Raw genomic sequence first — 26,745 nt, 5'->3', positions numbered from 1 at the left:
TTTACTGCATTCGCGCGATGTCTGTCAACAGACGTCGCGTGCGCTCCGTGAAGCCACAGTTGACGTGTTCTGCAAGAATGATGCAGGCTCCGTCGACATCGTTTTCGACCAGCGCGCGGGTGACTGCACGATGCTCGTCAATCGATTTATTGATGTACTCGCGCGAGAACGTCAGGCGATTGCGCATCGCCAATACCTTCGTGCTTATCGTCGAGTAGCAATCGATCAGATAAGGGTTGTCCGAATGCCTGACGAGAATCTGATGAAACTCATGATCGAGCGCGCGATACGTTGCCAACTCGAACGTTGCGTGCAAGGCGCGTGCAGCGTCGAGGTTCCGGTTCAGTTCTTCCATGAGGCGGGCAGCGTTCTCGCGCATGGCGGAGCGAATGGCGGCCTGTTCGAGCGTAATGCGTAGCGTACTGATGTCGCAGATGTTCTTGTCCGTCAGCGAGAACACATAGGTTCCCGACCGCGCTTTTATCTCGACGAGGCCGGCAATGCTCAATCGAAGGAGCGCTTCACGGACGGGCGTTTTGCTTAAGCCAAAAAGGTCGGACAGCCTGGATTCCGTGACTTGTTCCCCAAACTCCAGTTCTCCATTGACGATCAACTGTCGTAGCCGCTCCTCGGTGATCTCCGCCAGTGACTTCGGTGCATCAAAAGCAATTCGTTCAAGCCCTCTCACAGTCACCCCTTATCTTCGTCATCCGACATATTGTTTACGGAAAAAGACACATCGCTTCGGATCCAAGCATACTTTGCGACTGTGGCTTTTCTCTTCCGGAAGATTCTTATTTGCAATCCGAAACAATAGTGTGCGCGGAGTGAATGGGGTGCTCACCAGAATCGAGCGGAGGGGCCGCGCCGTCTATCCGACGATCGCCTCGCGCAATGTGACGGTGACAAGCCCGCGATCCGCCGCCGCTCGCAACACGGTGTCGAGCGCGGCGAGCAGGACGGGCGCGCCGTTTGCGTCCCTTGCGGCGTGGCCATCGTGGACGAGCAGAATGTCGCGCGCAGCGAATCCGTTCAGCAAACGTCGCGAAACGAGCGATGCGTCGCCGGTGCGCGTATCGAAACCGCGCCGCGTCCAGCTGGCGAGCTGCAGGCCGAGCGCGCACAGCACCGGTTCGAGAAACGGATTGCGCAAGCCCGCTGGCGCGCGAAAGAAGAGGGGCCGCGTGCCTACGATTTCCTCGAACGTGGCTTGCGCAGCGTCGATCTCGCGCCGCAACGCGCCCGGTCCCATCAGCGAAAAATCATGCCGATGCCGCTGGCTGTGATTCTCGACGGCATGTCCGCGCGCGACGATTTCCCGAACGATGTTCGGATAGACGCGCGCCCGCTCGCCGATGCAGAAGAACGTCGCCCGTACGCGATGCGCGTCGAGCAGATCGAGCACGCGCGGCGTCACGTCGGGATCGGGGCCATCGTCGACGGTGATGGCGATGCACGCACCCGCCGATTCGGGGAGCGTCGTCCAGTTGTGGCCGAGCAGGGCGCTTCGCGGCCAGAGTCCCGCCGCCGTCAGCGCGAGATGCGACGCGATCACGCCGCCCGCCGCCCACGGCCACGTCGCGGGCGCGACGATCAGCGATGCCAGCGCGCCCGCGTGCACGGCCGCCGCGCCGCCGATCAAGGGCGTCGGCGTCCAGCGGCGCGGCTCGCCGGGCGCGTTCATCGCGACAATCCCGAGCGCGGCGCGAGAATCGCCGAGAACAGCAGCGCCAGAATCGCGCCGGGACCGACCGTCAACCCGAAGGTCTTGAGCATCGGCACGTTCGACAGCGCGAGCAGCCCGAAGCCGAGCACGGTCGCGAGATTCGCGATCACGAGCGAGACGAGCGTTTGCGGCGAAACCGCGTCGTTTTCGGCGTGCGCGCGATAGTTGAAGAAGAGCGCGTAATTCGAGCCGACCGCGACAATCAGCAGCATGCCGATCAGATGCAGGATCGTCAGCGACTTGCCCGCGAGCGCGAGGCCCGCGATCACGACGATCACCGCCGCGACGAGCGGCGCCAGCGTGCGCGCCGCGCGCACCGGTGAGCGCAGCGCGAGCACCAGCAGCACGACGATCGCGGCGAATCCGCCGAGCGACAGGCGAATGTCCTCGTGCACGTAGTTCCGGTAGAGGCGATCGGCTTCCGCTTTCATGTCGACGAAAAGCGCGTCCGGCACGCGCGCCGCCGCGACCGCCGCGCGAATTTGGTGCACCCGCACGTCCGAGCCTTCGGCCGCGCGCAAGGGCAGCATCGCGGTCCAGCGGCCGTCGCGTTCGGTGAGGAGCGAATCGACGGCGAGCGCCATCGACGTGCCGCGCAGATCGGCGCGTCGCAAGAGCGGTTGCGCGCGCGCGGCTTCGACATCGGCGATGAAAGGCTCGAAAACCTCGGGCTTCACCTGGATCGTCTGATCGCGCAGGGCGGGCGCGAGACGCGCGCGCAAGGTATCGGCATCCGGCAGGCTCGCGATGCGCGCGCGCTGCGCGGCGTCGCTCGGCAGATACGTCGCCGGGCTTTCGAAACCGGCGATCACGCGGGCATCGACGAGCGGCTGCAATTGCCGGGCGACGGCTTCGGCGCGCTCGAGCGCGGCCTGCTCGCTCGCCGCCGACACCACGACGAGATAGCGCACGTCCGGCGCGCCGACATCCGCGCGCAGGCGTTCGTCGAGATCCTGGCTCGCCTTTGGAACCGGGCTGAGCGACGACAACTCCTGGCTCCACAAGCCGTGCCGCTGCATGAGCAGCGTCGCGAGCGCGGCGAAAAGCAGCACCGCGAGCGCCACGCGCAAGTGCGACGCGCGCGCGGCGAAACGCGCGAGCACATTGCCGAGGCGCGAGACATCGCGAATCGCGAAGCCTTGCGGCAGCAGATGCGGCAGCACGAAGCGCGTGACGATGCCCGCCGTCGACAAACCGACGATCGAATACAGCCCAAGCTGCACGAGGCCCGGAAAGCCGGAGAAGAGCATCGAGGCGAAGCCGCAGATCGACGTCAGCACGCCGAGACGGATCGTCGGCCAGAAGCCCGCGACCCAGTCCTTCAGCGATTCGCGCCGTTGAACGCCCGCCGATTGCACGAAGAGATAGATCGAATAGTCGACCGCCTCGCCGATAAGCGTCGTGCCGAAACCGAGCGTCAGACCGTGGACCGTGCCGAACGCGAGGCTCACGGCGGCCACGCCCGCCGCGACGCCGGAAAGCACCGGCATCAGGCCGAGCAAGAGCGTCGGCACCGACCGATACACCGCGAGCAGCAGCACGACGATCAGCACGATGCTCGCCGCCGACAGCCAGCGCACGTCGCGCATGATCGTGTCGCGCGATTCGACGGCGATGACGCCCGGCCCCGTCAGCAGCAGGCGAAAAGGCGTCGCGCCCGGCGCGGCCTTGTCGAACGCGGCGCGGATCGCGGCCATCGCGCTCGCTTGCGCGTCGGTGTCGGAACCGGGGCTCGCGGTCTGCGCGAGCAACACGGCGCGCTGGCCGTCGCGCGATGCCCACACGCCGCCGTGCATCGCGGGCTGCGCGCCGCTGTCGAGACGGCTGACGAGCGCGGTGACTTCGCCGGTCGGATCGTGCGGCAGCAAGTCCTTCGTCATCATGCCCGCGGACGAGGCGAGCAGGTCCAGACTGTCGGCGAGCGCGTCTTTCAGGCCGGATTCGCTGAAGCGCTCGGGCGTAACCGATGGACTCAGTCGATAGCGATGCTCGAACACGAAGCGCTCGTCGCGCGCCTGTCCGACCGGCTCGCCGTTGTTGATCGCCGAAAAGCGCTTGTCCTCGCGCAGCGTCGCCGCGATTTTGCGCGAGAGTTCGGCGCGCGCGTTGGCATCGCCGCCCTCGATGCCGACGAGAATCAGCCGCGACACGAGCCCGTCGCGCAACTGCTCGACGAGCACGCGCTGCTGCTCGCTCGGCGTGCGCGGAAGGAAAGCGGAGAGATCGGCGGAAAAGCTCGCGCGCGCGATGATCGCCGCGCACGCCGCGAGAAAGCACAGCCAGACGATGACCGCCGGCTGACGCAAGGACCGCGAGACCGCGCGCATGCCGCGGTCAGTGCGCCGACGCGTCTTGCAGGCGCATCAGCGAGCGGTCGCCGTCGGCCTGGCGAATCTCGACGCGCGCGAGCGCCGCGCCCGTGCCTGCGAGCGTGATCGAGCTGACTTTCTGCTGCATGCGCGAATCGATCGGCACGAGCGTCATCGTCCAGTCGTTGCCTTTGCCGTCGATCGAAACCTTGTACGCATTTTCGAGCGCGAAGCGGTTGCCCGCGAGCGTCGCGCGAATGCTTTCGATGAACGCGCCCAGTTCCGGATAGTTGCGCAGCGGGATCGTGATTTTGCGGCCGTTGCGGTCGACGGTCAGCATGTCGCCATCGACGACGAGATTCTCCGGCTTCGGACTCGTCGTGTGCTTTTCCAGATGATCGGGCGCGACGAACACGAGCTCGCCCGACGATTCCAGCGGCGCCTGCGCGATCTTAAGATAACGCGTCTCGGTGAAATGCGCGCGGCCCGATTTCTTCGCGCCGAGCGTGTTCATCAGGCGATCGAGCGTCCAGGGGGTGTCGGCGGCGGCACTGATCGTCGATGCAGCCGACAGCAAGGCGGCCGTCAGAACGGCGGCGAAAATTCGCATGAGTTCAGGAATCCCTCGTCGCTTCCCGCAGCGGCGCCGCGCTCGCGGGCGCGTGGTCCTGCGCGGCGCTCGTCTGCCAGAAATCGAAATAGTTGAACCAGTTGTACGGCGCGGCGCGGCAATACTTGTCGAGCAGCGCGACATAGCGCGTGAGCGCGGCATCGACGGCGGCGGCGCGCTCGCCGCGCTCGATCGTCGAGAAATCGGCGAGCGTTTCGAAATGGATGTCGTAGCGATTGCCGCCGAGATACAGCCCCGTCATGAAGACGACCGGACGGCGCAGCACCGCCGCCATATGCAGCGGCCCGAGCGGAAACGCGGCGGGCGCGCCGAGAAAGTCGCGTTCCCTGAGCGCGTCGCCGGCCTGGGGCAGCGTGCGGTCCGCGAGAATGCCGACGAGGCTGCCCGCATCGAGCCGCTCGCGCACCTTGAGCATCGCATCGACTTTGCCGAGACCGATCACATCGTGATGCGCGGCCGGATTCACGGCGGCGAGAATCGCGTTGATCTTGCGCGCGTTCTCTTCATACATCGTGATCGCGATGCGGATATGCGGCTGCGCCCGCCCGATCGCGCGCACCACTTCGAAGCTGCCGAGATGCGCGCCCATCAAGAACGCGCCGTGTCCGCCGGCGAGCGCCGCTTCGACATCCTCGACGCCGTGCGTGCGGATATCGAACAGATCGAAGCGCTCGTTGAGCAGATAGATGCGGTCGTGAATCGTCGATGCGAACGAAAACACATGCCGATACCCGTCGCGCCAGCCCGCATGCCGCCCGAGCGCGCGATTCAGATAGCCGCGCGACGCACGCCGCGCGCGCGGCGCGAACACGACGAAATACGCGGTGATGATCCGCAGCAGCACGCGCCCGATGCGCCGTCCGAAGCGCAGCGATATCCACGTCATGAAGCGCAGCAACGCGAGGTTGCTGCGTTCCTGGCGGTCGGCCCAGTCGTCGCGGTTGCGCGGCTTGTTCACGATGCTCGAGCGTCCCCGCCGGCGGACGGCGCCGCGAGCGCGCCGCTCGCCACCGCGCGTGCCCCCGCGCGAATCGTGAAGCGGATCGCGCCGCTCGCCGCCGTTTGGTAGGCGATATCGAGCGTCTCGCCCGGTTTCGCCGGACTCAGGAATTTCGCCGATTCGATCCTGCACGCGTCAACGCTCGTGCCGAGCGCGGCGCCGATCGCGTCGAGCGCGTGATCGAGCAGGACGACGCCCGGCACGATCGGATGGCCGGGGAAATGTCCGGGGAGCGCGGGATGATCCGGCGGCACGGTGAAGCTCAACGCCGCGCGCCGCTTGCGTTCCTGCTCGATCAGTTGCGTGAGCACGTCGCGCGGCAGCTTGCCGGTCGCGTTGCGCGGCAGCGTCTCGACGAACAGCAGCGGACGCGGCATGAACGCGGCGTCGATGCGCTCGCGCAACGCGCGCTGCAAATCCGCCACGGCAAGCCTCGGCGCGACGACGAGCGCCATCAGACGGCGCACGGGTTCGCTGTCGGCTTCGGTTTCGTCGGGCATGTAGAACACGCCGTCGACCACGCCCGGCACCGCGTTCAGCTGATGATTCAAATACGCGAGCGACGTGCGCTTGCCCGCGATGTTGATGAGATCCGCCTTGCGCCCGTGCAGCAGAAAATGCGTCTCGTCGATGAGTTCGAGCGCGTCGCCCATCGGCACCGGCGTTTCGACGTGTCCGCCCGACGCCCACATCGTCGGTTCGCCGGGATCGTCGGCATCGTCGGCGCGTGGCGTCAGCGCGATGTCGGGAAACAATTCCCACGCGGCGGTGCGCGCAGTGCGGCGCGTCGCGATCTGGCCCGTTTCGGTGCTGCCGTAGATTTCCATCAGCGGCGCGTCGAGGCGCGCTTCGGCGTCGAGCGCGAGTTTTTCCGAAAGCGGCGCGGTCGCCGACAGCACGAGCGATGCGCGCGGCAACGCTTCGTCGTTGGCAAAGAGCGCGCGCAGATGGATCGGCGAGCTGACGAGCACGCGCGGTTCCGGCACGGCGTCGAGTTCCGCGCGGATATCGACAGGATAGAACGGCTGACGGTTGCTGAACGCGAGGCCGCCGATGAGCGCGAGCAGCACCGTCGATTCGAAGCCGTACATGTGCTGCGGCGGCACCGTGCCGATGAGCGTCGCGCGGGCTTGCCCGAGCAGGCCGAGCCGGTCGGCGGCGGCGCGCACGTTCTTCACGAGAAAGCCCCACGTCTTGCGATGCGGCACCGGCACACCGGTCGAGCCGGACGTGAACACGTACGCGACGACGCGCGCCCCGTCGATATGCGGAACCTGCGCTTCGCCGGAAACGTCCACGTGCGCAACCTCCGGATAGCGAAAGCGCGGCAGATCGATCGCGCAATCGTCGCTGTCGTGCAGGCAAAACGCGTCGGGCGCGAACGAGGCGAGGGCGCGCACCATTTCCGGCGTGTGTGTCGAAGGCAGCAGGCTCGTCTTGCCCGCGACGAGCGTCGCGCACAGGCTCACCGTGAAGCGATACCGGTCCGTACACACGTTGAACACATGCCCGCCTTCGGGAAGCGCATCGGCGAGCGCGCGGACATCGGCGAGAAAGTCGCGCACGGAGACGCTCGCGCCGTCGCGCCAGGCGATGGTCTGATCCGGCGATGTGTGGAAAACCAGCGGAAAAGTCTGCATGTGCGATGAATTCGACGGCATCACTGCGCTCCGCTGCGACGCATCTGCATCGAACGCGCGTAGGCGCGAACGGCGTCCATGATGCTCGACGGCTCCATGTCCGGCAGCGCGATGCGCCGGCACGCGTATTCGGCGACGAACATGAGCCCGACGAGCGGCAGCGCGAGATAGTTGGCGAACGTGGACCACGTGACGATCGATGCGAACGCGAACAGCGTCGTCGATACGAACGCGGTCGCGACGAAGAAGAGCGTCCATGCCAAGGTGACACGCCGCGTGTAGCCCGCGACGCGCGGCTCCAGCTTGCCGTGGACCATCGTCGCGAACTGCGTGCAGAGCGGCTCGCGGCCCGGTCCGAGCGTGCGGCCGAACATCCACGCGAGCGCGAGATTGAAGCTCGTGTGTTCGATCCACAGCCCCCAGCCGAAATGCGCGGTGAGCGGCGCACGCGCGAGCCAAAGCGCCATGCAGCCGAGCGCCCAGAGCGGCAAGAGCCACGCGCGCGCGTTCGAGCGCACGGCGGCGTTCAGCGCGATCAACAAAAGGGGTGCGAGCACGAGCGCGAGGCCGAGTCCGTGCGCGCCGGGCGTGGACGCGGCATGGTGCGCGCCAAGCTGATACGCGACGATCGCGGCAACGACGCCCGCCGCGCGCAGAAAGCGGGTGGCGTTCATCGGCGCGCTCCCGCGGGACGCGACGGGCGCTCGAAAACCGCTGGTCGATGAAAAAAGGTACGCAACATGGGATGCGGCTGCGGCGCTCTTTAGTGAACGCTCGGTTGTTGAAGAAAACTCGGCAGTCGCCCGCCTGACGATCATTTTCCCGCGCCGGTGCGCGGGCGGTCTGTAACCGATTGTTCGATGATCTTACATTCGTCAGACGCGCGAATTTTAACCTACCGACGCAGGGGTCCCGTCACGCGGCGAACTCCCTGATTTTTCTCAAAATTACACCGGTGCCGGATGCCATGCGGCCAGTTACCTTTCCTACTAGGCGTCCCAAGGGGCATCGTCTAGAATTTCGCCACTGCAATTATCTCGATAACAGGCAGCCGACGACGTGCGGATAAGCGGGGCGCACGTTTTCCGAGCCGCCCTTGGCGCCTCCCTGCGCTGGCCTGTACACACGATGAATGAACTGGAAAGAGAGCTCGCCGAGCTGATCGTCGCCGAACTGAATCTCGAGGACGTCGATCCCAAGGCCGTCTCGGCCGATACGCGGTTGTATGAAGAAGGTTTCGGGCTCGATTCCATCGATATTCTGGAGATCGCGCTCCTGATCTCGAAGAAGTACGGCTTCGAACTGCGCTCGGACAATCCGGACAATCAGAAGATTTTCGCGAGCCTCGGCGCGCTCGCGGCGCACGTCGCCGCGCATCGCACGCGATAAGGCCATGCGCGCGCTCGTGACAGGCGGCAGCGGCGCGATCGGACAAGCCATCGGCCGGTCGCTCGGCGCGGCCGGACACGAAGTCTGGATTCACGCGAACGGCGGCATCGAGCGTGCTGAAAGCTGCGTGCAAGCCATTCGCGCGGCGGGCGGCACGGCGCATGCCATCGGTTTCGACGTGACCGATCCCGACGCCACCGACGCCGCGCTCGCGCGCATCCTCGCGGACGGCCCGGTGCAGATTCTCGTGAACAACGCGGGCATCCACGACGACGCGCCGATGGCCGGCATGACGCGTGAGCAATGGAAACGCGTGCTCGACGTCACGCTCGACGGTTTTTTCAACGTCACGCAGCCGCTTCTGATGCCGATGATCCGCACGCGCTGGGGACGCATCGTCAACATGTCGTCGCTGTCGGGTTTAATGGGCAATCGCGGGCAGGTGAACTATGCCGCCGCGAAGGCCGGGCTGATCGGCGCGACGCGTGCGCTGGCGCAGGAACTCGCGTCGCGCGGCATCACCGTGAACGCGGTGGCGCCCGGCGTCATCGATTCGCCGATGCTCGGCAGCGCCTTTCCGCCCGAGCGCATCAAGCAACTGGTGCCGGCGCAGCGCGCGGGCACGGCGGAAGAAATCGCGGGCATGGTCGCGTATCTGGTGTCGGATGCGGCGGCTTATGTCACCGGGCAGGTCCTGTCGATCAACGGCGGGATCGCCTGAACAGCACACCGAGGGACGCAGATGAGTGAAACGACGCAAACCTGGGATGTCGTCGTGATCGGCGGCGGACCGGCCGGATCGACCGCCGCGACTCTGCTCGCGGACCGCGGCTATCGCGTGCGCGTGCTGGAGAAGGCGCGGCATCCGCGTTTTCATATCGGCGAATCGCTGTTGCCGGCGAACTTGCGGCTGTTCGAAAAGCTCGGCATCGCGGATGACGTGCGCGCCATCGGCATGGTCAAGCTCGCGGCCGAGTTCGTATCGCCGCAGCACGACAATCGCATGCAGCGTTTCCTTTTCGCCGATGCGTGGGACAAGTCGATGCCGAGCGCGTATCAGGTGCGCCGCTCCGAGCTCGACGACATCCTCTTGCGCAACGCCGCGAAGCACGGCGCGCAGGTGAGCGAAGGCTGCCGCGCGCGCGATGTCGCGTTCGCGCCGGATGGTTCGAGCGCGACGATCGACGCCGAACACGACGATGGCCGCATCGAGCACGTGCGGGCGCGTTTCGTCGTCGATGCTTCGGGGCGCGACACGCTGCTCGCGAATCACTTCAAGACGAAGCGCCGCAACGAACGGCACAACTCGTCGGCGCTGTACGGCCATTTCCGCAACGCGCGCCGCAACGAAGGCGAAAACGAAGGCAACATCACCGTGTTCTGGTTCGAGCACGGCTGGTTCTGGTTCATTCCGCTCGCGGACGGCGCGACGAGCGTCGGCGCGGTCGTGTGGCCTGCGTATCTGAAGCAGCGTCCGAAGGGCACGTCGGTCGAGACGTTCTTTCGCGAGACCATCGCGATGTGCCCGCCGCTCGCCGCGCGCCTGAAGGATGCCGAACTGATCAGCGAAGTCCACGCGACCGGCAACTACTCGTACACCGGCGACATGACGCACGGACGCAACTTCCTCTTGCTCGGCGATGCGTTCGCGTTCATCGATCCGGTGTTCTCGTCCGGCGTGATGCTTGCGATGCAGAGCGCGTTCGCGGGCGCGGATGCGATCGACGCCGCGCTGACGAATCCCGCGAACGCGCAAGCCGCGCTCGCGAAGTTCGACTGCGACGTGCGTCACGGTCCGCGCGAGTTCTCGTGGTTCATCTATCGCATGACCTCGCCGACGATGCGCAATCTCTTCATGGGCCCGAGAAATCCGCTGCGCATGAAGGAAGCGCTGCTGTCGCTGCTCGCGGGCGATATCTTCGGCTCGACGCCGATCTGGCCTTCGCTGCGCGCATTCAAGGGCATCTATTACATCGCGGCCGCGCTCGACTGGCGCAATTCGCTGCGCGCGTATCGTCAGCGCCGCCGCAATCTGCGCGATGCGCAACGCGCGGAGCTATCGGCCAATTGATGATGCTCGATCGGGTGGCGCGATGAGTGACGCTCATCGGAAATTCGGCGCGGCGGACGGCAAGGGTTCGCTTGCCGGCGCGCTCGAATCCGCATGGCAATGCGTGGCGTTCTATTTCGCGCTCGTCGTGCTCGCGCTCGTCTGTCTCGCGTGGTTTCCGTTCGCGTGGATTCTGCGCCGCGTATTGAGCGTCGATGCGGGCCGGCGCGTCGGACGAGCCGTCGTGCAGCGCGTGTGGCACGGCTATTTCGTGCTGCTGCGCACGCTCGGCGTATGCCGCTTCGATCTCTCCGGACTCGACGCGCTCGCGGGCCAGCCCGCGATGATCCTCGCGCCGAATCATCCGTGCCTGCTCGATGCGCTGCTGATCGCGTCGCGCGTGCCCGACACCTGCTGCGTCATGAAGGGCGATGTCGCCGGCAACGTGTTTCTCGGGCCGGGCGCGCTGCTCGCGGGTTATATCGTCAACGATACGCCCGTCGGGCTGATTCGCGCCGCCGTCGCCGAACTGCAGCGTGGCAGTCCGCTGTTGCTTTTTCCCGAAGGCACGCGCACCGAAAGCGCGGCGGTGAATCCGCTGAAGGGCGGCATCGCGCTGATCGCGGCGCGCGCGCAGGCGCCGGTCCAGACGTTGATTATCGAAACGGATTCCGGTTTTCTCGGCAAGGGCTGGCAGATCTTCAGGAAGCCCGCGCTGCCGATCACCTATCGCGTGACGCTCGGCCGCCGCTTCGCGCCGCCGGGACGCGATCACGCTGCGCTGCAGGCGTTCATCGCCGAATTGCAGCGCTTTTATGCGGGCGAACTCGACGCGCATCGCATCCGCGACTGAAAGCATCGGCATCGGCAGACTTTAAAATTCGTCGCAACTCATTCCGCTTTTTTTTGCAATGCCTTCCACACGCGCATCGTCCACGCACTTCGTCCTCATTCCGAGCTACAACCCCGGCGAGAAAGTCGATGAAACCGTGCGCGGGGCGCGCGAGCAGTGGAATCCGGTGTGGGTGGTCGTCGACGGCAGTACCGACGGCAGCGCCGAACGCCTCGTCAAAATGGCCGAAGCCGACGACGGGCTGCGCGTGATCGTGCTGCCACAGAATCGCGGCAAGGGCGCGGCAATTCTCGCGGGCATCGACGAAGCGGCGAAGCTCGGCTTCACGCACGTCCTCACGATGGACTCGGACGGACAACATCCCGCCGCGCTGATCCGCACGTTCATGGAAACGTCGATGAAGGCGCCCGATGCGATGATCCTCGGCCGCCCGAAATTCGATGCGAGCGCGCCGCAACTGCGCGTGCAGGGACGGCGCATCTCGAACGGCTGGGCGAATCTCGAAACGCTGTGGATGGGCATCGGCGATTCGCTCTACGGCTTTCGCGTCTATCCGATCGCGCCGCTCGCCGCGCTCATGCATACGCAGACTTTCATGCGCCGCTTCGACTTCGATCCGGAAGCGGTCGTGCGCCTGTGCTGGCGCGGCGTGCGCCCGATCAACATCGACGCGCCCGTGCGCTACTTCACGGCCGAGGAAGGCGGCGTCTCGCACTTCCACTACGGCCGCGACAACGCGCTGCTGACGTGGATGCACATGCGGCTTTTCCTCGGCTTCCTCGCGCGCCTGCCCTGGCTTGCGTGGCGTCGTTTCAGCGCGCGTCGCTGACCGTCGAGTTCATCGCGACGCCCGCGATCAGCGTGTTCGCAAGCACGATGTCGTGAACGTTGTACGCGTAGATCGGGCCGGGCGTCGTCGCCGTTGCGGGTCCGGCCGCGACCGGTGTGCCGAAATCGCAATCCGTGATCGTGACGCCGGTGATCGCCGGAATCGCGGGCGTCGGCGCGGGGCCGTTGTAATCGAACGCGACCGGGCCTTGCGCGACGATTGCCTGAAAACACGATCCGCTCACGCCGTTCAGCGACACGTTGCTCGCCTTCAGGTTCGAGATGTTCACGTTCTGCACGAGCGCGGGCCGCGTGCGGATCGCATCTTTCGACGGCTGATAGTCGCAATCGAACGTGATGATGCCGCCCTGCGCCGCCGATGGATTCGCCGCCGTCGCCGTCGCCACGCCGAGCGGCACCGTCGCGTTGATCGGGCTGCCCGCGAGCAGACTGCTGCCGTAACCGGAAGGCGTGAGGCTCACGCCGTTGGGCAGCGTCACGTTGTCGACGTAAAAGTCCTTCACGAAGCCGCCGCGATTCATGTTCGTCTTGATGCGGATCGCGATGTTCAGCGAATTCGTCGCCCAGAACTTGTTGAGCATCTGCAGGTTGCGCGCGTAGATTTTCTGCACGCCGCCGCCCATTTCGCTGCCGAGCGTGATGCCGCCGTGGCCGCTGTTCATCGTGCAGTTCTGGATGACGTGGTTCTGCGCCGGGCCGTACTGCGTGTCGAGATCCTTGCCCGACTTGATCGCGATGCAGTCGTCGCCGGTGTTGAACGTCACGTTCTCGCAGAGGACCGTGTCGCAGGCGTCGGGATCGAAGCCGTCATTGTTCGGGCCGATGCTGTCCACCGTCACGCTGCGCATCACGACGTTGCGGCAATCGGTCGGATGATGCTGCCAGAACGGCGTGTTGTTCGTGCGATAGCTTTCCATCAGCACGTTCGTGCAGCCGATGAATTCCACCATGCACGGCCGCAGATAATGGCCGATGCCGAAGATGCGCTTTTCGATGGCGACGCCCGCTTCCGATAGCGCCGGCAGATAGTTCTGGTCCTGCTGCCACGGCGTGGCCGGATCGGTGAGCTTGGTGTAGAGCGCATCGGCGATGCCGGGCACGGCGGTCTTCAGGTCGACGTTGTTCGCATTGACCGATGCCTGCGATGGCGTCGACGAATTCACGCAGCCGTAGACGCCGCTATTGCCCTTCCACGTCCACCAGCACGTCGCGGTGTTGCCGCTGCCGGCGAATGGCGTCATCGCCTGGCCGTTGAGCACGGAGCTGTCGCCTTCGCCCGTCACCGCGATGTTCGTCTGATTGCGCGCGTAGACCGGCGGGCCGTAGTTGAGGCAGTCGTTCGCCTGCCAGCGGCTGTAGTAGAGCTTGCCGTTCGCGCCGCAATCGACCGGGCCATCCTTCGCGTAGTCGGCGGGATTCGGGCTGAAGTAGATCGTGCAGTTCGCGGACAGATGAAAGTCGACGTTCGACAGCAGCACGATCGGTCCCGCGCAATACCACGTTCCCGACGGCACGACGACGTGTCCGCCGCCCGCCGCGTTGCAGGCCGCGATGGCCGCGAGAAACGCGGGGCGCGAATCGAAGGAGCCGGGCGCGTGGGTCTGGTCCGCGCCGGTGCTCAATGGCGACTTCGCCGGATCGGTGTATGGATTCGCCGCCGCGACGACCGCGCACGTTTTCGCGCCGTAATCGGTGACGAGGAACTGGCGGCTCGGAAACATCGACGTCGAGACGCTCTGCAGCGCGTTGACGATCTGCGTCGCGGAGCCGGACGGGCCCCAGATCGGGTCTTGCGCGGCGGGCGGCGTCGGCGAGCCGGAGGCGGAATCGGAGTCGTCGTGGCCGCCGCAACCGGCGAGCGCGCCGAATGTGCTCATCGCGCCGAGCAGCGGGGCGCCCGCCGACAGCCCCGCGAACTTCACGAACGCGCGGCGCGCGCGGTTTTGTGGGTGCTTCATCGATCGTCTCCTGATCGTTTATTTATCGGATGTCGTATCAGTTTGCGTACAAGGCAAACGTTATCCAACACGCAGGAGACGCGTCAACTCGGTGCAAACGCGTAAGGAAATATAAGACGTCGTATGTGATGGATCGGAAAAAATGTCTCAAGCGGTCTTCTTGAGCGCGAGCCGCGCTTCTAGCCCGCCGCCTTCCCGATGATGCAGCGTGAGCGACGCATCCATCGCGAGCGTGAGCTGGCGCGCGATCGCGAGCCCCAGTCCGGTGCCGCCCGTTTGCCGGTTGCGCGAATCTTCGAGCCGCACGAAGGGCTCGAACACCGCGTCCAGCGATTCTTCCGGAATGCCCGGCCCGCGATCGAGCACGGAGATGACGGCGCGTCCGTCGTCGCGCGTCGAGACTTCGATTTCCGCCTCGCCGGCATACTTGATCGCGTTATCGACGAGATTGCCGATAACGCGCTTCAAGGCCTGCGGCGGCGCCATCAGTGCACCGCCGATGTTGCCCGACAACCTCACCGATTGTCCTGCATCGAGATAATCGTCGACCATGGTTTCGATGAGCGCGTCGGCATCGATGCGGCGCGGCGCTTCGTTCGTGCCGTGCAGCGTGCGCGCGTAGGTCACGCCTTCCTTCACGAGCGATTCCATCTCCTTCAGATCCTGCTGCAGCTTCGCGCCGGTCGATTCGTCGTCCATCACGTCGACGCGCAGCCGCATACGCGTGATCGGCGTCTGCAAATCGTGCGTGATCGCCGCGAGGATCTGCATGCGTTGGGCCATGTACATCGAAACGCGGTCCTGCATCGCGTTGAACGCTTTGGCGGCGCGCGCGACTTCCTCCGGTCCCGATTCCGGCAGACGCTCGGCCTTGAGATCCGGGCCGAGCGTATCGGCGGCTTTGGCGAGGCGCTTGAGCGGGCCGGTTGCGAGGCGCACCGCGAGCCAGCAGCACGCGCCGAGCACGATCAACTGCAACGTCAGCACGAGCGGGAGCCAGCCGGACATCGGCATGCCGGCGACCGGACGCATGTCGATGGTGAGCGGCGAGCCATCCGACAGCTTCAGATGCACCTGAAAACGCTCCCTGGGACCGGGAACGGCATTGACCGTCATCGGATAACGATTGGCGATGCCCGCGCCGATCGAGTTCGCGAAGCGTTCCGACAACTCTGCATCCGGCTTCGCGCCGGTCTGATCACCCGGTCCGAGGATGAACTCGTAGCTGCGACGCGCGAGACGCGGCAGCCACTGCGCACGCTCCTCCGGCGGCAGATGATCGAGCAGCGCGACCGAGCTCGCGACCTCGCGCTCGACGTAACCGACCATCATGTTGGTCATCGATTCGTCGCGCTCGCGCATGGTCAGAAGAAACGAGAATGTCTGGGCGAGCGCGAGCCCGACGACGAGTATCAGCGCGAGGCGCGCGAACAGCGTGCGCGGCCAGTGCAGCGGTGAACTGGAGGAAACGGTGCTCATTGAGAAGACTCGACCGGTTTGACTTCGGCGGAGAAGACGTAGCCTTCGCTGCGCAAGGTCTTGATGTAACGCGGCTCGCGCGCGGTGTCGCGCAGCCGTTGACGCAAGCGCGACACGAGCAGATCGATGGAGCGATCGAATGCATCGGCCTGGCGGCCTTGCGTCAGGTTCAGCAACTGATCGCGCGTGAGCACGCGCTGGGCATTGTCGAGAAACACGCGCAGCAGACGGTATTCCGCGCCCGAGAGCGCGACCATCGTGCCTTCCGCGTCGAGGAGATGGCGCGCGGTCGTGTCGAGACGCCAGTCGCCGAATCCCAGCATCTGCGAGGTTTCGGTGACTTCCATGCCCGGCGGCAGCATGCGCGTGCGGCGCAATACGGAGTTGATGCGCGCGAGCAATTCGCGCACGGCGAAGGGCTTGGGAAGGTAATCGTCGGCGCCCATTTCGAGGCCGAGAATGCGGTCGGCTTCCTCGTTGCGCGCGGTGAGCATCAGCACCGGCACATGGCGGAACTTGCCCGCGCGCAGCTCGCGGCACAGCACGAGGCCATCCTCGCCGGGCAGCATCAGATCGAGCACGATCAGATCCGGCGCGCCTTGCTGCTCCAGCACGGCGCGCATCTGCCGGCCGTTCGCGGCGAGCGATACACGCATTCCGTTTTTTTCGAGGTATTCGGCGAGCAGTTCGCGGATGCCGCGATCGTCGTCGACGATCAAAACGTGATCAGTGGTTTCCATCGATGGATCGTTGTCGTTGACGCTTGAGTTGCATCCGGCTCGGGCTGACCAGCAGACACTGAACCGGATGGGCCATTTCCGTCGCGATCCCGCCGATGAGAAAGGCGAAGACCGCCAGCATGCGTTTCATTCGAAGCTCCCGCCGATTGCGATGACTGGGTTATAGCGCGCTTCGGCGGACGTTTTGTATCGCAGTGTATCCCGCATGTCGCGCGATACATAACATTGCGCAGCGCGCCTTTATCCGACACAAGCGGGATACGCGCGCGCAGTCCAATGCGGTCATGCCGATGCGAACGTCGGCCTGCCGGAGCGATGTGGCGATCTCACCAGCCATCTCACGCCGCTCCGATATTCACCGCATTCAAGAGGACTTTGTCATGCTCGACGCCATCAGAAACGCCGCCGTGTGCGCCGGAATCGCCGCGTGTGCGGCCATCGCGCCCGCGCAGGCCGCCGCACCCGCAAGCGCTCACACGAGCGACAACGTCGCGCCGGAATTCGCCGGCATCGACAAGTGGATCAACAGCGAGCCGCTCTCGCTCGCGCAATTGCGCGGCAAGGTCGTGCTCGTCGATTTCTGGACCTTCGCGTGCGGCAATTGCCTCAACACGCTGCCGGCCGTGAAATCGTGGAATCAGAAGTACAAGGACAAAGGACTCGTGGTCGTCGGCGTGCATACGCCCGAGTTTCCGTTCGAGCGCGATACGAACAACGTCAAGCGCGCGATCGAACGCAACGGGATCACGTATCCCGTCGCGCTGGATAACCGCTACGCGACGTGGGCCGCGTACGGCAATCAGTACTGGCCGGCGTTCTATCTGATCGACAAGCACGGGCGCGTGGCCTACACGCATTTCGGCGAAGGCGATTACGCGCAGACCGAAGCTGCGATCGGCAAGCTGCTGGCCGAGCGCTAGGCGGGGTTCTGTATCGCAATGTATCTGCAACGTGCGCGATACAAAACATTGCACAAGACCCGCATCGCCGACACAAGCCAGATACGTGCGGGCCTTCAAATACACACAACGACGGCTCACGAGTGACACCCAAGACCGACACCCGCGATGCCCGATCGCCGTAACTCACTCAACCGACCGAATCATCAGCATTCAAGGAGAAACACCATGAAATCCACGATCGTTGCTTTCGCTCTCGTCGCCGGCGCCATGACCGGTGTTGCTCACGCCGCCGTGAAGAACGTGCCGCTGAACGTGCAGACCCAACAGGCCGTCGCGAACCACGCGTATGCCGGCAAGACGCGCGCCGAAGTGAAGGCCGAGCTGGCACAGGCACAACGCGATGGCGAGATCGCGGCGTTGCGCAGTCTCTATCAAGGCAGCTAATCCATTTCCTGAATCACGCAAACGAGGTTCGAATCATGATCAAGCAATTCGTCACCGCCGCAGTCATCGCCGTCAGCGCCGTCGCCGCCGGTTCCGCCTTCGCCAGCAGCGGCTACGGCCCCGCGCCGCACTACGATCCGCTTGCCGGCGCGCCTTCGTCGCAGCGCGGCGTGAGCGCGCAGACCATCGCCAGCGAAAGCGCCGCCGCGCCGATGCAGGCATACGGCGGCATGAGCGACACGGTTTCGCAATCGGGCGCGCGCGGCGTGGCCACGAACGACGTCGCCCGGCTCTTCGCGCATCACTAAGCCAGTCAACTTTTCGAATTCAAAGAGGAACGCATCATGACCCAGATCGACACCGTCCTGTACACGGGCAAAACGCGCGTCGTCGGAGGCCGCGAAGGCCATGCGAAGAGTACCGACGGCCGTCTCGACGTCAAACTCTCGCCGCCCGGATCGGCCGGCGCGGGCACCAATCCCGAGCAGATGCTCGCGGCGGGCTGGTCGGCGTGTTTCATCGGCGCGATGGGCAAGGCCGCGGCGAAGCTGAAGACGCGCCTGCCGGCCGACACCGCCGTCGATGCGGAAGTGGACCTCGGCATGAACGGCGATGCGTATCTGCTGCGTGCGCGCCTGAACGTGAGCCTGCCGGGAATCGAGCGCGCGGTGGCGCAAGAGATCGCGCAGATGGCGCATCAAACGTGTCCGTACTCGAAGGCGCTGAAGAGCAATATCGATGTGACGATCACGGTGGTCTGACGCGTTCATCCACGCGATGCGGTCCGGTCGACCGGTGCTTGATCGATCAATCGAAAGCACTGGGCCGACACGGGCCGAATCGTTGCGGCTGTCAGCCTCGCGTGTCGATCCATTCGCGCGCCCATCGGCGCGAGAATTCGACCGCCTCGCTTTCCTTCGCGAAGTAGTCGAGCGAGTAGAAGCGATACTGCGCATCCGTCGGATGTTCGCTCGAACGCTCGAGCATCAGATTGGCTGAAAACGTCTTGTCGCGGAGCCGATGCGCGGACGCGTGCACCGTATAACCACGGTAGTGATTGAGTGATGTCATTTTAGTTTTAGATGTAAATGCTTTGCGGCCAGATGCCGAAAGCGCAGGAGCGATGCGCGCTGATAACGCGATCGTCGAAAGGCTGTCAGAGCCTGGGAGAGAAAAGGCGGGAAACGGAGGCGGACAACAAGAGCGCGGGAACCGGCGTTGCGGTTCCCGGCGTGATGCGGATCTACAGCGCTACAGCGGCAGATTTACAGCGGCTTGATGTTCGAAGCCTGCATGCCCTTCGGGCCGCGCTTCGTTTCGAAGCTGACCTTCTGGCCTTCGGCCAGCGTCTTGAAACCGTCCGAACGAATTTCCGAGAAGTGCGCGAAAAGATCGTCGCCGCCATTATCCGGGCTGATGAAGCCAAAACCCTTGGTGTCGTTAAACCATTTAACCGTACCGGTGTCCATAAAAATCCTGAAATGAATAGATAAGTTGCTCGATCGAGCGGGATGAAGCGGCAAGGAGGGGAATGGACAACGAATACCGGGGAAAATCGGACTATTGATGAGCAGCAATCGACTTCTTGTACTTCAACGACCATTATGCCAATTCCAAGAGAAATGGTCAACTATTCGTTTCGAAGCGAAGGCGAGCGGAACGATTCGTGCATCGCGTGTGCATCTCGTCATCGAGTTGGCACATGCGTTTTCGTCAGAAGAAGACGGCGCTCGACGGCCGCATGTCCGGCGCCGCGCGGCCCGCGCACTCATGGGCGGCGGACGTCGGACCGGGCCTCGTCACGATTGCATCGGATAACGATCCGAGCGGCCTCGCCACCTATACGCTCGCCGGCGCGTGGTACGGATTCGACCTATTGTGGGTGTGCGTGCTCACGTACCCGTCGACCGTCGCGCTTCAATTGATCGCCGCTCGCGTCGCCGCCATCACGCGACGAGGCCTGACGACGAACATGCGCGAACACTATTCGCGGCTGTTCTTCTACTTTGCGGTCGCGCGTTTCGTGATCGCCAACACGTTCAATATCGCGGTCGATGTTCTCGCCATGGGCATCGCGCTGAGTTCGCTCGTCGGCGGTTCGCTCCTGTGGCTCACGCTTGCTTCGGGATGCGCTTCGCTCGTGTTGCAATGGAGCGTCGCTTATGCGCGATACGCGCGCGTCCTCAAGTGGCTGACGCTCGCGATGTTCGCGTACGTCGGCGTGATCCTGCTCGTCGACGTGCCGTGGCGACTGGTTGCCATCCGCTCGGTGATTCCACGCGTCGAGTGGACGGAGGGCTACATGTCGATGCTGATCGCGGTGCTCGGCACGACCGTCAGCCCTTACTTGATGTTTGCGCAAGCGGAGCAGGAGGTCCGCGACGCACGAGAGCGCGGCGATCGTGGAGAAGCGTTGGAGCGGACGATGCGCGGCGTGCGTCGCGACACGCTCTGGCGAACGGCGTGCTCGAACGCGGTTGCGATCTGCGTGATGATCGCCGCGGCCGCGACGCTCCATCTGCTCGACCATGCATCCGTCGGCGATACGGTCTCGATGTCGCGTGTACTCGAGCCGCTCGCGCACGGTTACGCGCGGCAGGTTCTCGCACTTGCGCTTCTCGGATCGGCCTTGCTGGCGCTGCCGCCGCTCGCGGGCTCGGCGGCTCAGGCCGTAGCCAGTTCGTTCCGCTGGAAACGCGGCGAACGGCGAGACCGGCGGATCGCGTATGTGCTCGTCGCCACGATCGCGCTCGGCACGATCGCAGCAGTGGTCCTCACGCACTATCACGTCGACCCGGTGCGCGCGCTCTACTGGAGCGCGGTGGTCAACGGCATGACCGTGACGCCGGTCCTCGTGCTGCTCGTGCTGCTCAGTTCGAAGCGCGAAGCCGTGGGCGACCTCGCCGCGCATTGGGCGCTTCGCGCGCTGAGTTGGCTCGCCACGATAGCGACCGCGGCGGCGGTGATCGCCCACTTCATACTCGAAGTGCAGTGACGGCATTCGCGTAAATCTCCGCCCCTACCATCCGAAAAAGTCATGCGAAGGGCGTCGCTTAGGGGCATTCCCTAGCGTCGCTTTCGAGCGGTCTCGCGGCAAACGGCGGCCACGCGCGCGCCCGTCGCCTGCAAAGCCGCGCCCGTGCTGGCTCTACGGCATTCACGCTGCGTTCCGTTTTTTTCAGGCATCGAATGCGACGGGCACATGCATTACCAGAAGTATCGAAAAGGGCTCAGAAAATGTCGGTGGATGATCGAAATTGGCCATGTACGCTTCATTCAACGCAAAGAACGCCGGGTTGTTTCCGGCAGCGACAAACTCCTTTTTGAACCTGCTAGGTGGAATGACCCGATGATTCCCAACCTGACGCTCGCACCGAACGAAGTCACGAGCACGGCTTCCGCGCAGTCCGGCACCGTATCGCCGGCGCGTCCTGTCGCGGCATCCACGACCGAGATTCTCACGGTCAAGAACCTTTCGAAGATTTTCGGCGCGAAGCCCGAGCGCGCCCAGGAGCTCTTGAAACAAGGCCTCGGCCGAAACGAAATCTTCGCGCAGACAGGCAATATGGTCGCCGTCGACGATGTCAGCCTTGCCGTCAACGCGGGCGAGATCTTCGTCATCATGGGCCTCTCCGGTTCCGGAAAATCGACGCTCGTGCGTCTGCTCAATCGCCTGATCGAGCCGACTTCGGGGCAAGTGATTCTCGAAGGCCGCGACATCGCGCCGATGAGCACGCCCGAACTGCGCGCCGTGCGCCGCGAAAAAATGGCGATGGTGTTCCAGTCTTTCGCGCTGCTGCCGAACCGCTCGGTCATCGACAACATTGCTTACGGGCTCGAAGTCGCGGGCAAGAAAAAATCGGAACGTTATGACATCGCACGCGCCGCATTGACGCGCGTCGGTCTCGCTTCTTACGAGAAGCTGCTGCCGAGCGAGTTGTCGGGCGGCATGCAGCAGCGCGTGGGTCTCGCGCGCGCGCTGGCGGTGAATCCCTCGGTGCTCTTGATGGACGAAGCGTTTTCCGCGCTCGATCCGCTCATCCGCTTCGAAATGCAGAACGAGTTGTTGCGTTTGCAGAAGGAAGAGCGGCGCACGATCGTCTTCATTTCGCACGACATCGAGGAAGCGGTGAAGATCGGCGGGCGCATCGGCATCATGAAGGACGGCCGTCTGATTCAGGTGGGCACGCCGGCAGAACTCATCCAGTCACCCGCCGACGCCTACGTGCGCGATTTCTTCCGCAACGTCGACGTGTCGCGCTTCCTCGAAGCATCGAGCCTGATGACGAAGGTCGAGCGCGGTCTCATCGCGTGCAATACCAGCGCGCCTTCCGAGCGCTATCTGAACAGCCTCATCGACAGCGGCGCGGAGTGCGGATACGTTTGCGATGAAGCAGGGCGCTATCAGGGTTGCGTGACGCCTGCATCGCTGCACAAGAGCGGCAAGCGGCCGATCAGCGATGCATTGCTTCGCGATGTCGCGGCGGTTCCGCTGACAGCCGATCTGCATCAGCTCGCATCCATTGCACTGGGGCAGGAGCACGACGTGCCGGTCACGGATGAACAAGGCAGGCTCGCGGGCGTGGTGTCCTGCCGCACGATTCTCAAGCAGGTCATGGAGCGGAGAGCAGCATGAATTCCTCGATTTTTGGACGATTCGCCGAAGACGCGGTCAACTTCCTTTTCTCGCACTTTCGCGGCGGCTTCGATGCCTTCTCGGCTGCTCTTGGCGCGGTCATCAAGCTCCTCGAAGACGGTCTCGGCGCGGTGCCGTTCATCGCGATGCTCGTGATCCTCACGGCGCTCGCGCTGTGGAGAAAGGGCGTCGTGTTCGCGGTGTTCGTCGGCGCGGCGCTCTATGTCATCAACTACATGGGCCTGTGGGCGCAGACGGTATCGACGCTCGCGCTCGTTGTCGCGGCGACGTTCTTCAGTCTCGTGATCGGCGTGCCGCTCGGCATCTGGGGCGCGCGCAACAGGCGTGTCGAAGTCGTGCTGCGTTCGCTGCTCGACTTCATGCAGACGATGCCCGCGTTCGTGTATCTCATTCCCGCGGTCATTCTCTTCGGCCTCGGCCGCGTGCCCGCGGTGATCGCCACGATCGTGTTCGCGATGCCGCCCGTCGTTCGATTGACGACGCTCGGCATCCGCCAGGTGCGCGAGGAATTGCTCGAAGCCGGCCGCTCGTTCGGCAGCACCGATGCGCAACTGCTCTGGAAAATTCAGTTGCCCAACGCGCTGCCTTCGATCATGGCGGGCGTGAACCAGACGATCATGATGGCGCTGTCGATGGTGGTGGTCGCTTCGATGATCGGCGCGGGCGGCCTTGGCGAGTACGTGCTGAGCGGCATTCAGCGGCTCGATATCGGCATCGGTTTCGAGGGCGGTCTCGGCGTGGTGCTGCTCGCGATCATTCTCGATCGCCTGACGGAAAGCTTCGGCGTGAAAGCGAAGAAAAAGAAGAAGGTCATCTCCACGCCGGCGAAGCCCGCCGCGGCGCAAGCGAACGCGCAGACCTGAGCGATACGAGCATCGATTACTCAACCACAATGCTATGAAAGATACGGAGTCCGTAATGAAAAACAACCTGATCAAATCCTTGATCGTCAAGATAGTGACGCCGGCCATTGTGGCGTTCGGGGTCGGCGCGAGCCCGGCGACGTCCGCCGAGCCGATCAAAGTGGCGGTCACGAACTGGGCCGACGTGCTCGCGGTCGCCAATGTCGCGAAGTACGTGCTGGAGACGAAGCTTCAGCAGCCGGTGCAATTCGTTCAGGCGGATATCGGCATCCAGTATCAGGGCGTATCGCGCGGCGATCTCGACATCATGGTCGGCGGCTGGCTGCCGGTGACGCACGGTCAGTATGTCGCGCGCTACAAGGACACGCTCGACGACGTCGGCATCATCTATACGGGCGGCAAGAACGGCTGGGCGGTGCCCGCGTATGTGCCCGAGTCGCAGGTTTCTTCGATCGAGGATCTGAAGAAGCCTGAAGTGCAGAAGCAGCTCAACGGCGTGATCCAGGGCATCGAGCCGGGTGGCGGTCTCATGCAGGCGTCGGAGAAAACCATCAAGGCGTATGACCTGTCGGGCTACAAGCTGCAATCGGCGAGCGAGGCCGGCATGCTCGCGGCAATCCAGCGCGCATACGGATCGAAGCAATGGATCGTCGCGACCGTTTGGAGCCCGCACTGGTTGTTCCAGAAGTGGCAGATGCGCTATCTGAAGGACCCGAAGGGCACGCTCGGCGGCGAAGAGCAGGTCCATGCATTCGCCTCGAAGCAGTTCGCGGGCAAGTTCCCCCGCGCAGACGTGTTCTTCAAGCATTTCAAGCTGACGCTCGCGGACGTGGAATCGATCGAATTCGAAGGCAATTCGACCAACGACTACGCGACGGCCGCGAAGAAATTCGTCGACGCGCATCCGGACAAGGTCAACGCGTGGCTGACACAGTGAAGGCGTATTGCAGGACGCTTGCAAAGCGCTCGTCCGACGTGTGCCGCGCATGACTTCGCACGATCCATCCATCAGAGAGACAAACATGAGCTTCGAAGGCGTACATACACCGCTCGTCACCCCGTTCAAGGCCGACGGCGAAATCGATCACGACATGCTCGGCAAGCATGCTCAGAGTCTCGTTGGCCGCGTTACGGGCATGGGCGTCGGCGGCACGACCGGCGAATACTATGCGCTCAGTTTCGAAGAGCGTGTGAAGACGCTCGAGACGGTAGCGTCGGCGGTCGGCGGCAAGACCTATCTCACCGCTGGCATCAACGCGACGACGACGAAGGAAGTCGTGCGTCTCGGTAACGAAGCGAAGCGCGCGGGCTACGACGCATTGCTGGTCGCGGCGCCTTACTACGTGCAGCCGACGCAAGACGAGCTGCTCGATCACTTGCTGAAGGTCGACGACGCGCTCGACATGCCGATCATGCTCTACAACTTTCCGGCGCGCACCGGCACGGCCATTGGCGATGAAGTGCTCGACAAGCTGCTGCAACGCCCGAACTTCGCCGCGATGAAAGAGAGCACGGGCGACATCGCGCATCTGCATCATCTGGCCACGCAACTGCCGGAGCGCTTCGTTCTCAGTTGCGGCATGGACGATCAGGCGCTCGAATTCTTCGCATGGGGCGCGCGTAGCTGGGTCGCGGGCGCGTCGAACTTTCTGCCGGAAGCGCATACGGATTTGCTCGAAGCGTGCGTTAAACGCGGGGATTTCAGCACCGGCCGCAAGCTGATGACGCAGTTGCTTCCGGTGCTCGAATTGCTGGAGCGCAGCGGCAAGTTCATCCAGTACGTGCGCTATGGCTGCGAGCTCGCGGGCACGAAAGTCGGCATCGCGCGTGCGCCGCTCGGCACGTTGAACGACAAAGAACGCAGCGCCTTCGCGAGGCTCGTTCAACCCTTGCTGCGCAACGCTCAGTAACGCGATACGTGAATGGCCTCGAAACTGGATTTCATGCGGCTTCCCGCACCTGATGGCGTCAACGGATGGTGGGAAAGCCTGCCGCCCGCCGCGCCCGCGAACCGCGTGACGGGCGAGCTGCGCTTCGACTACGTAGTGGTGGGCGGCGGCATCACCGGTTTGTGCGCGGCGCGGCGGCTCGCCGAGCTTGCGCCGGATGCATCGATCGCGCTCGTCGAGGCCGATCGCATCGGGCGCTCGACGGCGGGCCGCAATTCCGGCTTCTTCGTCGATCTGCCGCACGACATCAGCAGCGAAAGCTATTCGCGCAGTGTCGAGGCAGACAAGGCGGACGTGCGCTTGCAACGGCACGGCATCGGCTATGTGCGCGATACGGTGAAGCGGCACGGCATCGATTGCGACTGGCGCGACGACGGCAAGTATCACGCGTCGGTCAACAAGAAAGGCCACACGGCGCTGACGCATTTCGCGGACGGACTCGCGCGTATCGACGAGCCGTGCGAATGGCTCGACGAAGCCGCGATCGCGAAGGTGACGGGCACGCGCTTCTATCAAAGCGCGCTCTTCACGCCGGGATGCAGCACGGTTCAGCCGGCGGCACTCATGCGCGGTCTCTCGGCCACGCAGCCGTCGAACGTGACGGTCTTGGAACTGAGCGCGGTGAAGAACATGGAAGCGCGCGGCCAGACGAAGCTGCTGACGTTCGCGAACGGCAGCATCGAAGCGAAGCGCGTCGTGCTCTGCACCAACGCGTATGCGGCGACGTTCGGCGGCCATCCGAATGGCTTGCTGCCGGTCTACACGTTCGCGTCGATGTCGCGCGTGATGACCGACGATGAAATCGCGCGGCTCGGCGGAACGGATTCATGGGCGCTCATTCCCGCGGACCCGATGGGTACGACCGTGCGACGTCTCGCGACCAACCGTATTTGCGTACGCAACCATTTCGCGTTCCGGCCGAATCTGTCGGTCTCGGAACATGATCTGACGAAGGCGAAGCATCTGCATCGACGTTCGTTCGATCGACGTTTTCCGATGCTCGAGGATGTCGAGCTGCAATACACGTGGGGCGGCGCGTTGTGCCTCTCGGCGAACAATGGCGCGCTCTTCGGCCAGCGCGACGACGGCGTGTACGAAGCAGTCGGCTGCAACGGACTTGGTTTGAGCCGCGGATCGGCGGCGGGGAAGCTCATCGCCGAACATGTGCTCGGGCGCTCGAACGAGCTGATCGATCAACTGCTGAAACAACCGCATCCGCGTTCTCTGCCGATGCGGCCGATCGCGGACGTGGCGGTATCGGCGGCAATCTGGATGAAGGAATTCTCGGCGGGCGCCGAGCTTTGAA

At 64.3% G+C, this 26,745-nt stretch carries 28 protein-coding genes; 15 read left to right on the top strand and 13 right to left on the bottom strand.

Features of this window, described 5'->3' with window-relative positions:
* Window position 1: 1 nt before the first annotated feature.
* The 7 genes from NCS67_RS22485 to NCS67_RS22455 all read right to left on the bottom strand — a co-directional run bounded on the left by NCS67_RS22485 (window position 2) and on the right by NCS67_RS22455 (window position 7,980).
* Window positions 2–688, bottom strand: coding sequence for a GntR family transcriptional regulator (locus tag NCS67_RS22485; RefSeq protein WP_160172879.1), 687 nt, complete (start codon window positions 686–688; stop codon window positions 2–4).
* Window positions 689–871: 183 nt separating this feature from the next.
* Window positions 872–1,684, bottom strand: a complete 813-nt coding sequence (locus NCS67_RS22480) for a polysaccharide deacetylase family protein (protein WP_250436665.1) — start codon at window positions 1,682–1,684, stop codon at window positions 872–874.
* Window positions 1,681–4,053, bottom strand: coding sequence for an MMPL family transporter (locus NCS67_RS22475; protein ID WP_250436663.1), 2,373 nt, complete (start codon window positions 4,051–4,053; stop codon window positions 1,681–1,683). The genes NCS67_RS22480 and NCS67_RS22475 overlap by 4 nt, the downstream gene beginning before the upstream one ends.
* Window positions 4,054–4,060: 7 nt before the next feature.
* On the bottom strand, window positions 4,061–4,645 hold the full coding sequence (locus NCS67_RS22470; protein WP_250436661.1) for an outer membrane lipoprotein carrier protein LolA: 585 nt from the start codon (window positions 4,643–4,645) through the stop codon (window positions 4,061–4,063).
* Between the two features lie 4 nt (window positions 4,646–4,649).
* Window positions 4,650–5,552 carry a lysophospholipid acyltransferase family protein gene (locus NCS67_RS22465; protein WP_051079015.1) on the bottom strand — a complete coding sequence of 301 codons (903 nt, stop codon included), beginning with the start codon at window positions 5,550–5,552 and terminating at the stop codon, window positions 4,650–4,652.
* 68 nt (window positions 5,553–5,620) lie between these two features.
* Window positions 5,621–7,306, bottom strand: a complete 1,686-nt coding sequence (locus tag NCS67_RS22460) for an ApeI family dehydratase (protein WP_250436790.1) — start codon at window positions 7,304–7,306, stop codon at window positions 5,621–5,623.
* 20 nt (window positions 7,307–7,326) lie between these two features.
* The gene (locus NCS67_RS22455; RefSeq protein ID WP_250436659.1) at window positions 7,327–7,980 is read right to left on the bottom strand and encodes a COG4648 family protein; all 654 of its coding nucleotides are present in this window, start codon (window positions 7,978–7,980) and stop codon (window positions 7,327–7,329) included.
* Window positions 7,981–8,434: 454 nt separating this feature from the next.
* Between NCS67_RS22455 and NCS67_RS22450 the strand changes: the two genes are divergently transcribed.
* From NCS67_RS22450 to NCS67_RS22430, 5 genes are read left to right on the top strand one after another with little or no spacing between them, the layout of a single operon-like run.
* Window positions 8,435–8,695 (top strand): phosphopantetheine-binding protein, encoded by a 261-nt coding sequence (locus NCS67_RS22450; protein ID WP_008348277.1) that lies wholly within the window; start codon window positions 8,435–8,437, stop codon window positions 8,693–8,695.
* A gap of 4 nt (window positions 8,696–8,699) precedes the next feature.
* Complete coding sequence (gene fabG / locus NCS67_RS22445; protein WP_175981033.1) at window positions 8,700–9,416, top strand: 3-oxoacyl-ACP reductase FabG; 717 nt, start codon at window positions 8,700–8,702, stop codon at window positions 9,414–9,416.
* A 21-nt stretch (window positions 9,417–9,437) separates the two neighbouring features.
* Window positions 9,438–10,766 carry an NAD(P)/FAD-dependent oxidoreductase gene (locus NCS67_RS22440; protein WP_250436656.1) on the top strand — a complete coding sequence of 443 codons (1,329 nt, stop codon included), beginning with the start codon at window positions 9,438–9,440 and terminating at the stop codon, window positions 10,764–10,766.
* 22 nt (window positions 10,767–10,788) lie between these two features.
* Window positions 10,789–11,598 (top strand): lysophospholipid acyltransferase family protein, encoded by an 810-nt coding sequence (locus NCS67_RS22435; RefSeq protein WP_250436653.1) that lies wholly within the window; start codon window positions 10,789–10,791, stop codon window positions 11,596–11,598.
* 58 nt (window positions 11,599–11,656) lie between these two features.
* The gene (locus tag NCS67_RS22430) at window positions 11,657–12,427 is read left to right on the top strand and encodes a glycosyltransferase family 2 protein (protein WP_250436649.1); all 771 of its coding nucleotides are present in this window, start codon (window positions 11,657–11,659) and stop codon (window positions 12,425–12,427) included.
* Here the strand turns inward: NCS67_RS22430 and NCS67_RS22425 are convergent.
* From NCS67_RS22425 to NCS67_RS22410, 4 genes are all read right to left on the bottom strand, one after another.
* The gene (locus NCS67_RS22425) at window positions 12,411–14,405 is read right to left on the bottom strand and encodes a glycoside hydrolase family 28 protein (RefSeq protein WP_250436645.1); all 1,995 of its coding nucleotides are present in this window, start codon (window positions 14,403–14,405) and stop codon (window positions 12,411–12,413) included. The two genes, NCS67_RS22430 and NCS67_RS22425, sit on opposite strands and share 17 nt — an antisense overlap.
* A gap of 147 nt (window positions 14,406–14,552) precedes the next feature.
* Window positions 14,553–15,884, bottom strand: coding sequence for an ATP-binding protein (locus tag NCS67_RS22420; RefSeq protein WP_175981026.1), 1,332 nt, complete (start codon window positions 15,882–15,884; stop codon window positions 14,553–14,555).
* Window positions 15,881–16,624 carry a response regulator gene (locus NCS67_RS22415; protein WP_250436641.1) on the bottom strand — a complete coding sequence of 248 codons (744 nt, stop codon included), beginning with the start codon at window positions 16,622–16,624 and terminating at the stop codon, window positions 15,881–15,883. Before NCS67_RS22415 ends, NCS67_RS22420 begins: the two co-directional genes overlap by 4 nt.
* On the bottom strand, window positions 16,611–16,754 hold the full coding sequence (locus NCS67_RS22410; protein ID WP_167561844.1) for a hypothetical protein: 144 nt from the start codon (window positions 16,752–16,754) through the stop codon (window positions 16,611–16,613). Before NCS67_RS22410 ends, NCS67_RS22415 begins: the two co-directional genes overlap by 14 nt.
* 250 nt (window positions 16,755–17,004) lie before the next feature.
* Between NCS67_RS22410 and NCS67_RS22405 the strand changes: the two genes are divergently transcribed.
* The 4 genes from NCS67_RS22405 to NCS67_RS22390 all read left to right on the top strand — a co-directional run bounded on the left by NCS67_RS22405 (window position 17,005) and on the right by NCS67_RS22390 (window position 18,731).
* Window positions 17,005–17,544, top strand: coding sequence for a thioredoxin family protein (locus NCS67_RS22405; RefSeq protein WP_008348264.1), 540 nt, complete (start codon window positions 17,005–17,007; stop codon window positions 17,542–17,544).
* 207 nt (window positions 17,545–17,751) lie between these two features.
* On the top strand, window positions 17,752–17,970 hold the full coding sequence (locus tag NCS67_RS22400; protein WP_250436639.1) for a DUF4148 domain-containing protein: 219 nt from the start codon (window positions 17,752–17,754) through the stop codon (window positions 17,968–17,970).
* Between the two features lie 35 nt (window positions 17,971–18,005).
* Window positions 18,006–18,278 (top strand): hypothetical protein, encoded by a 273-nt coding sequence (locus NCS67_RS22395; RefSeq protein ID WP_008348260.1) that lies wholly within the window; start codon window positions 18,006–18,008, stop codon window positions 18,276–18,278.
* A 36-nt stretch (window positions 18,279–18,314) separates the two neighbouring features.
* Window positions 18,315–18,731, top strand: coding sequence for an organic hydroperoxide resistance protein (locus NCS67_RS22390; RefSeq protein ID WP_008348258.1), 417 nt, complete (start codon window positions 18,315–18,317; stop codon window positions 18,729–18,731).
* 91 nt (window positions 18,732–18,822) lie between these two features.
* On the opposite strand, the gene NCS67_RS22385 is transcribed toward NCS67_RS22390, so the two are convergent.
* Together NCS67_RS22385 and NCS67_RS22380 are read right to left on the bottom strand one after the other, a co-directional pair.
* Window positions 18,823–19,041, bottom strand: coding sequence for a hypothetical protein (locus NCS67_RS22385; RefSeq protein WP_008348256.1), 219 nt, complete (start codon window positions 19,039–19,041; stop codon window positions 18,823–18,825).
* Between the two features lie 194 nt (window positions 19,042–19,235).
* Window positions 19,236–19,439 carry a cold-shock protein gene (locus NCS67_RS22380; RefSeq protein WP_008348254.1) on the bottom strand — a complete coding sequence of 68 codons (204 nt, stop codon included), beginning with the start codon at window positions 19,437–19,439 and terminating at the stop codon, window positions 19,236–19,238.
* Window positions 19,440–19,672: 233 nt separating this feature from the next.
* Between NCS67_RS22380 and NCS67_RS22375 the strand changes: the two genes are divergently transcribed.
* The 6 genes from NCS67_RS22375 to NCS67_RS22350 all read left to right on the top strand — a co-directional run bounded on the left by NCS67_RS22375 (window position 19,673) and on the right by NCS67_RS22350 (window position 26,744).
* Window positions 19,673–20,965, top strand: coding sequence for an NRAMP family divalent metal transporter (locus NCS67_RS22375; RefSeq protein WP_250436636.1), 1,293 nt, complete (start codon window positions 19,673–19,675; stop codon window positions 20,963–20,965).
* Between the two features lie 354 nt (window positions 20,966–21,319).
* Entirely contained in the window at window positions 21,320–22,606 is a 1,287-nt protein-coding gene (locus NCS67_RS22370) for a quaternary amine ABC transporter ATP-binding protein (RefSeq protein ID WP_250436634.1), read from the top strand.
* On the top strand, window positions 22,603–23,490 hold the full coding sequence (locus NCS67_RS22365) for an ABC transporter permease (protein WP_250436632.1): 888 nt from the start codon (window positions 22,603–22,605) through the stop codon (window positions 23,488–23,490). The genes NCS67_RS22370 and NCS67_RS22365 overlap by 4 nt, the downstream gene beginning before the upstream one ends.
* A gap of 55 nt (window positions 23,491–23,545) precedes the next feature.
* Window positions 23,546–24,427, top strand: coding sequence for a glycine betaine ABC transporter substrate-binding protein (locus tag NCS67_RS22360; protein WP_250436629.1), 882 nt, complete (start codon window positions 23,546–23,548; stop codon window positions 24,425–24,427).
* 85 nt (window positions 24,428–24,512) lie between these two features.
* On the top strand, window positions 24,513–25,400 hold the full coding sequence (locus NCS67_RS22355) for a dihydrodipicolinate synthase family protein (RefSeq protein WP_008348245.1): 888 nt from the start codon (window positions 24,513–24,515) through the stop codon (window positions 25,398–25,400).
* 12 nt (window positions 25,401–25,412) lie between these two features.
* Window positions 25,413–26,744, top strand: a complete 1,332-nt coding sequence (locus tag NCS67_RS22350; protein ID WP_250436626.1) for an NAD(P)/FAD-dependent oxidoreductase — start codon at window positions 25,413–25,415, stop codon at window positions 26,742–26,744.
* Window position 26,745: the final 1 nt, after the last annotated feature.

The sequence above is a fragment of the Caballeronia sp. ATUFL_F2_KS9A genome (assembly GCF_023630765.1).
Taxonomy (GTDB): Bacteria; Pseudomonadota; Gammaproteobacteria; order Burkholderiales; family Burkholderiaceae; genus Caballeronia; species Caballeronia zhejiangensis.
The sequence above is the reverse complement of the archived record's forward strand: the minus strand, read 5'-3'. Positions and strand labels throughout refer to the sequence as shown.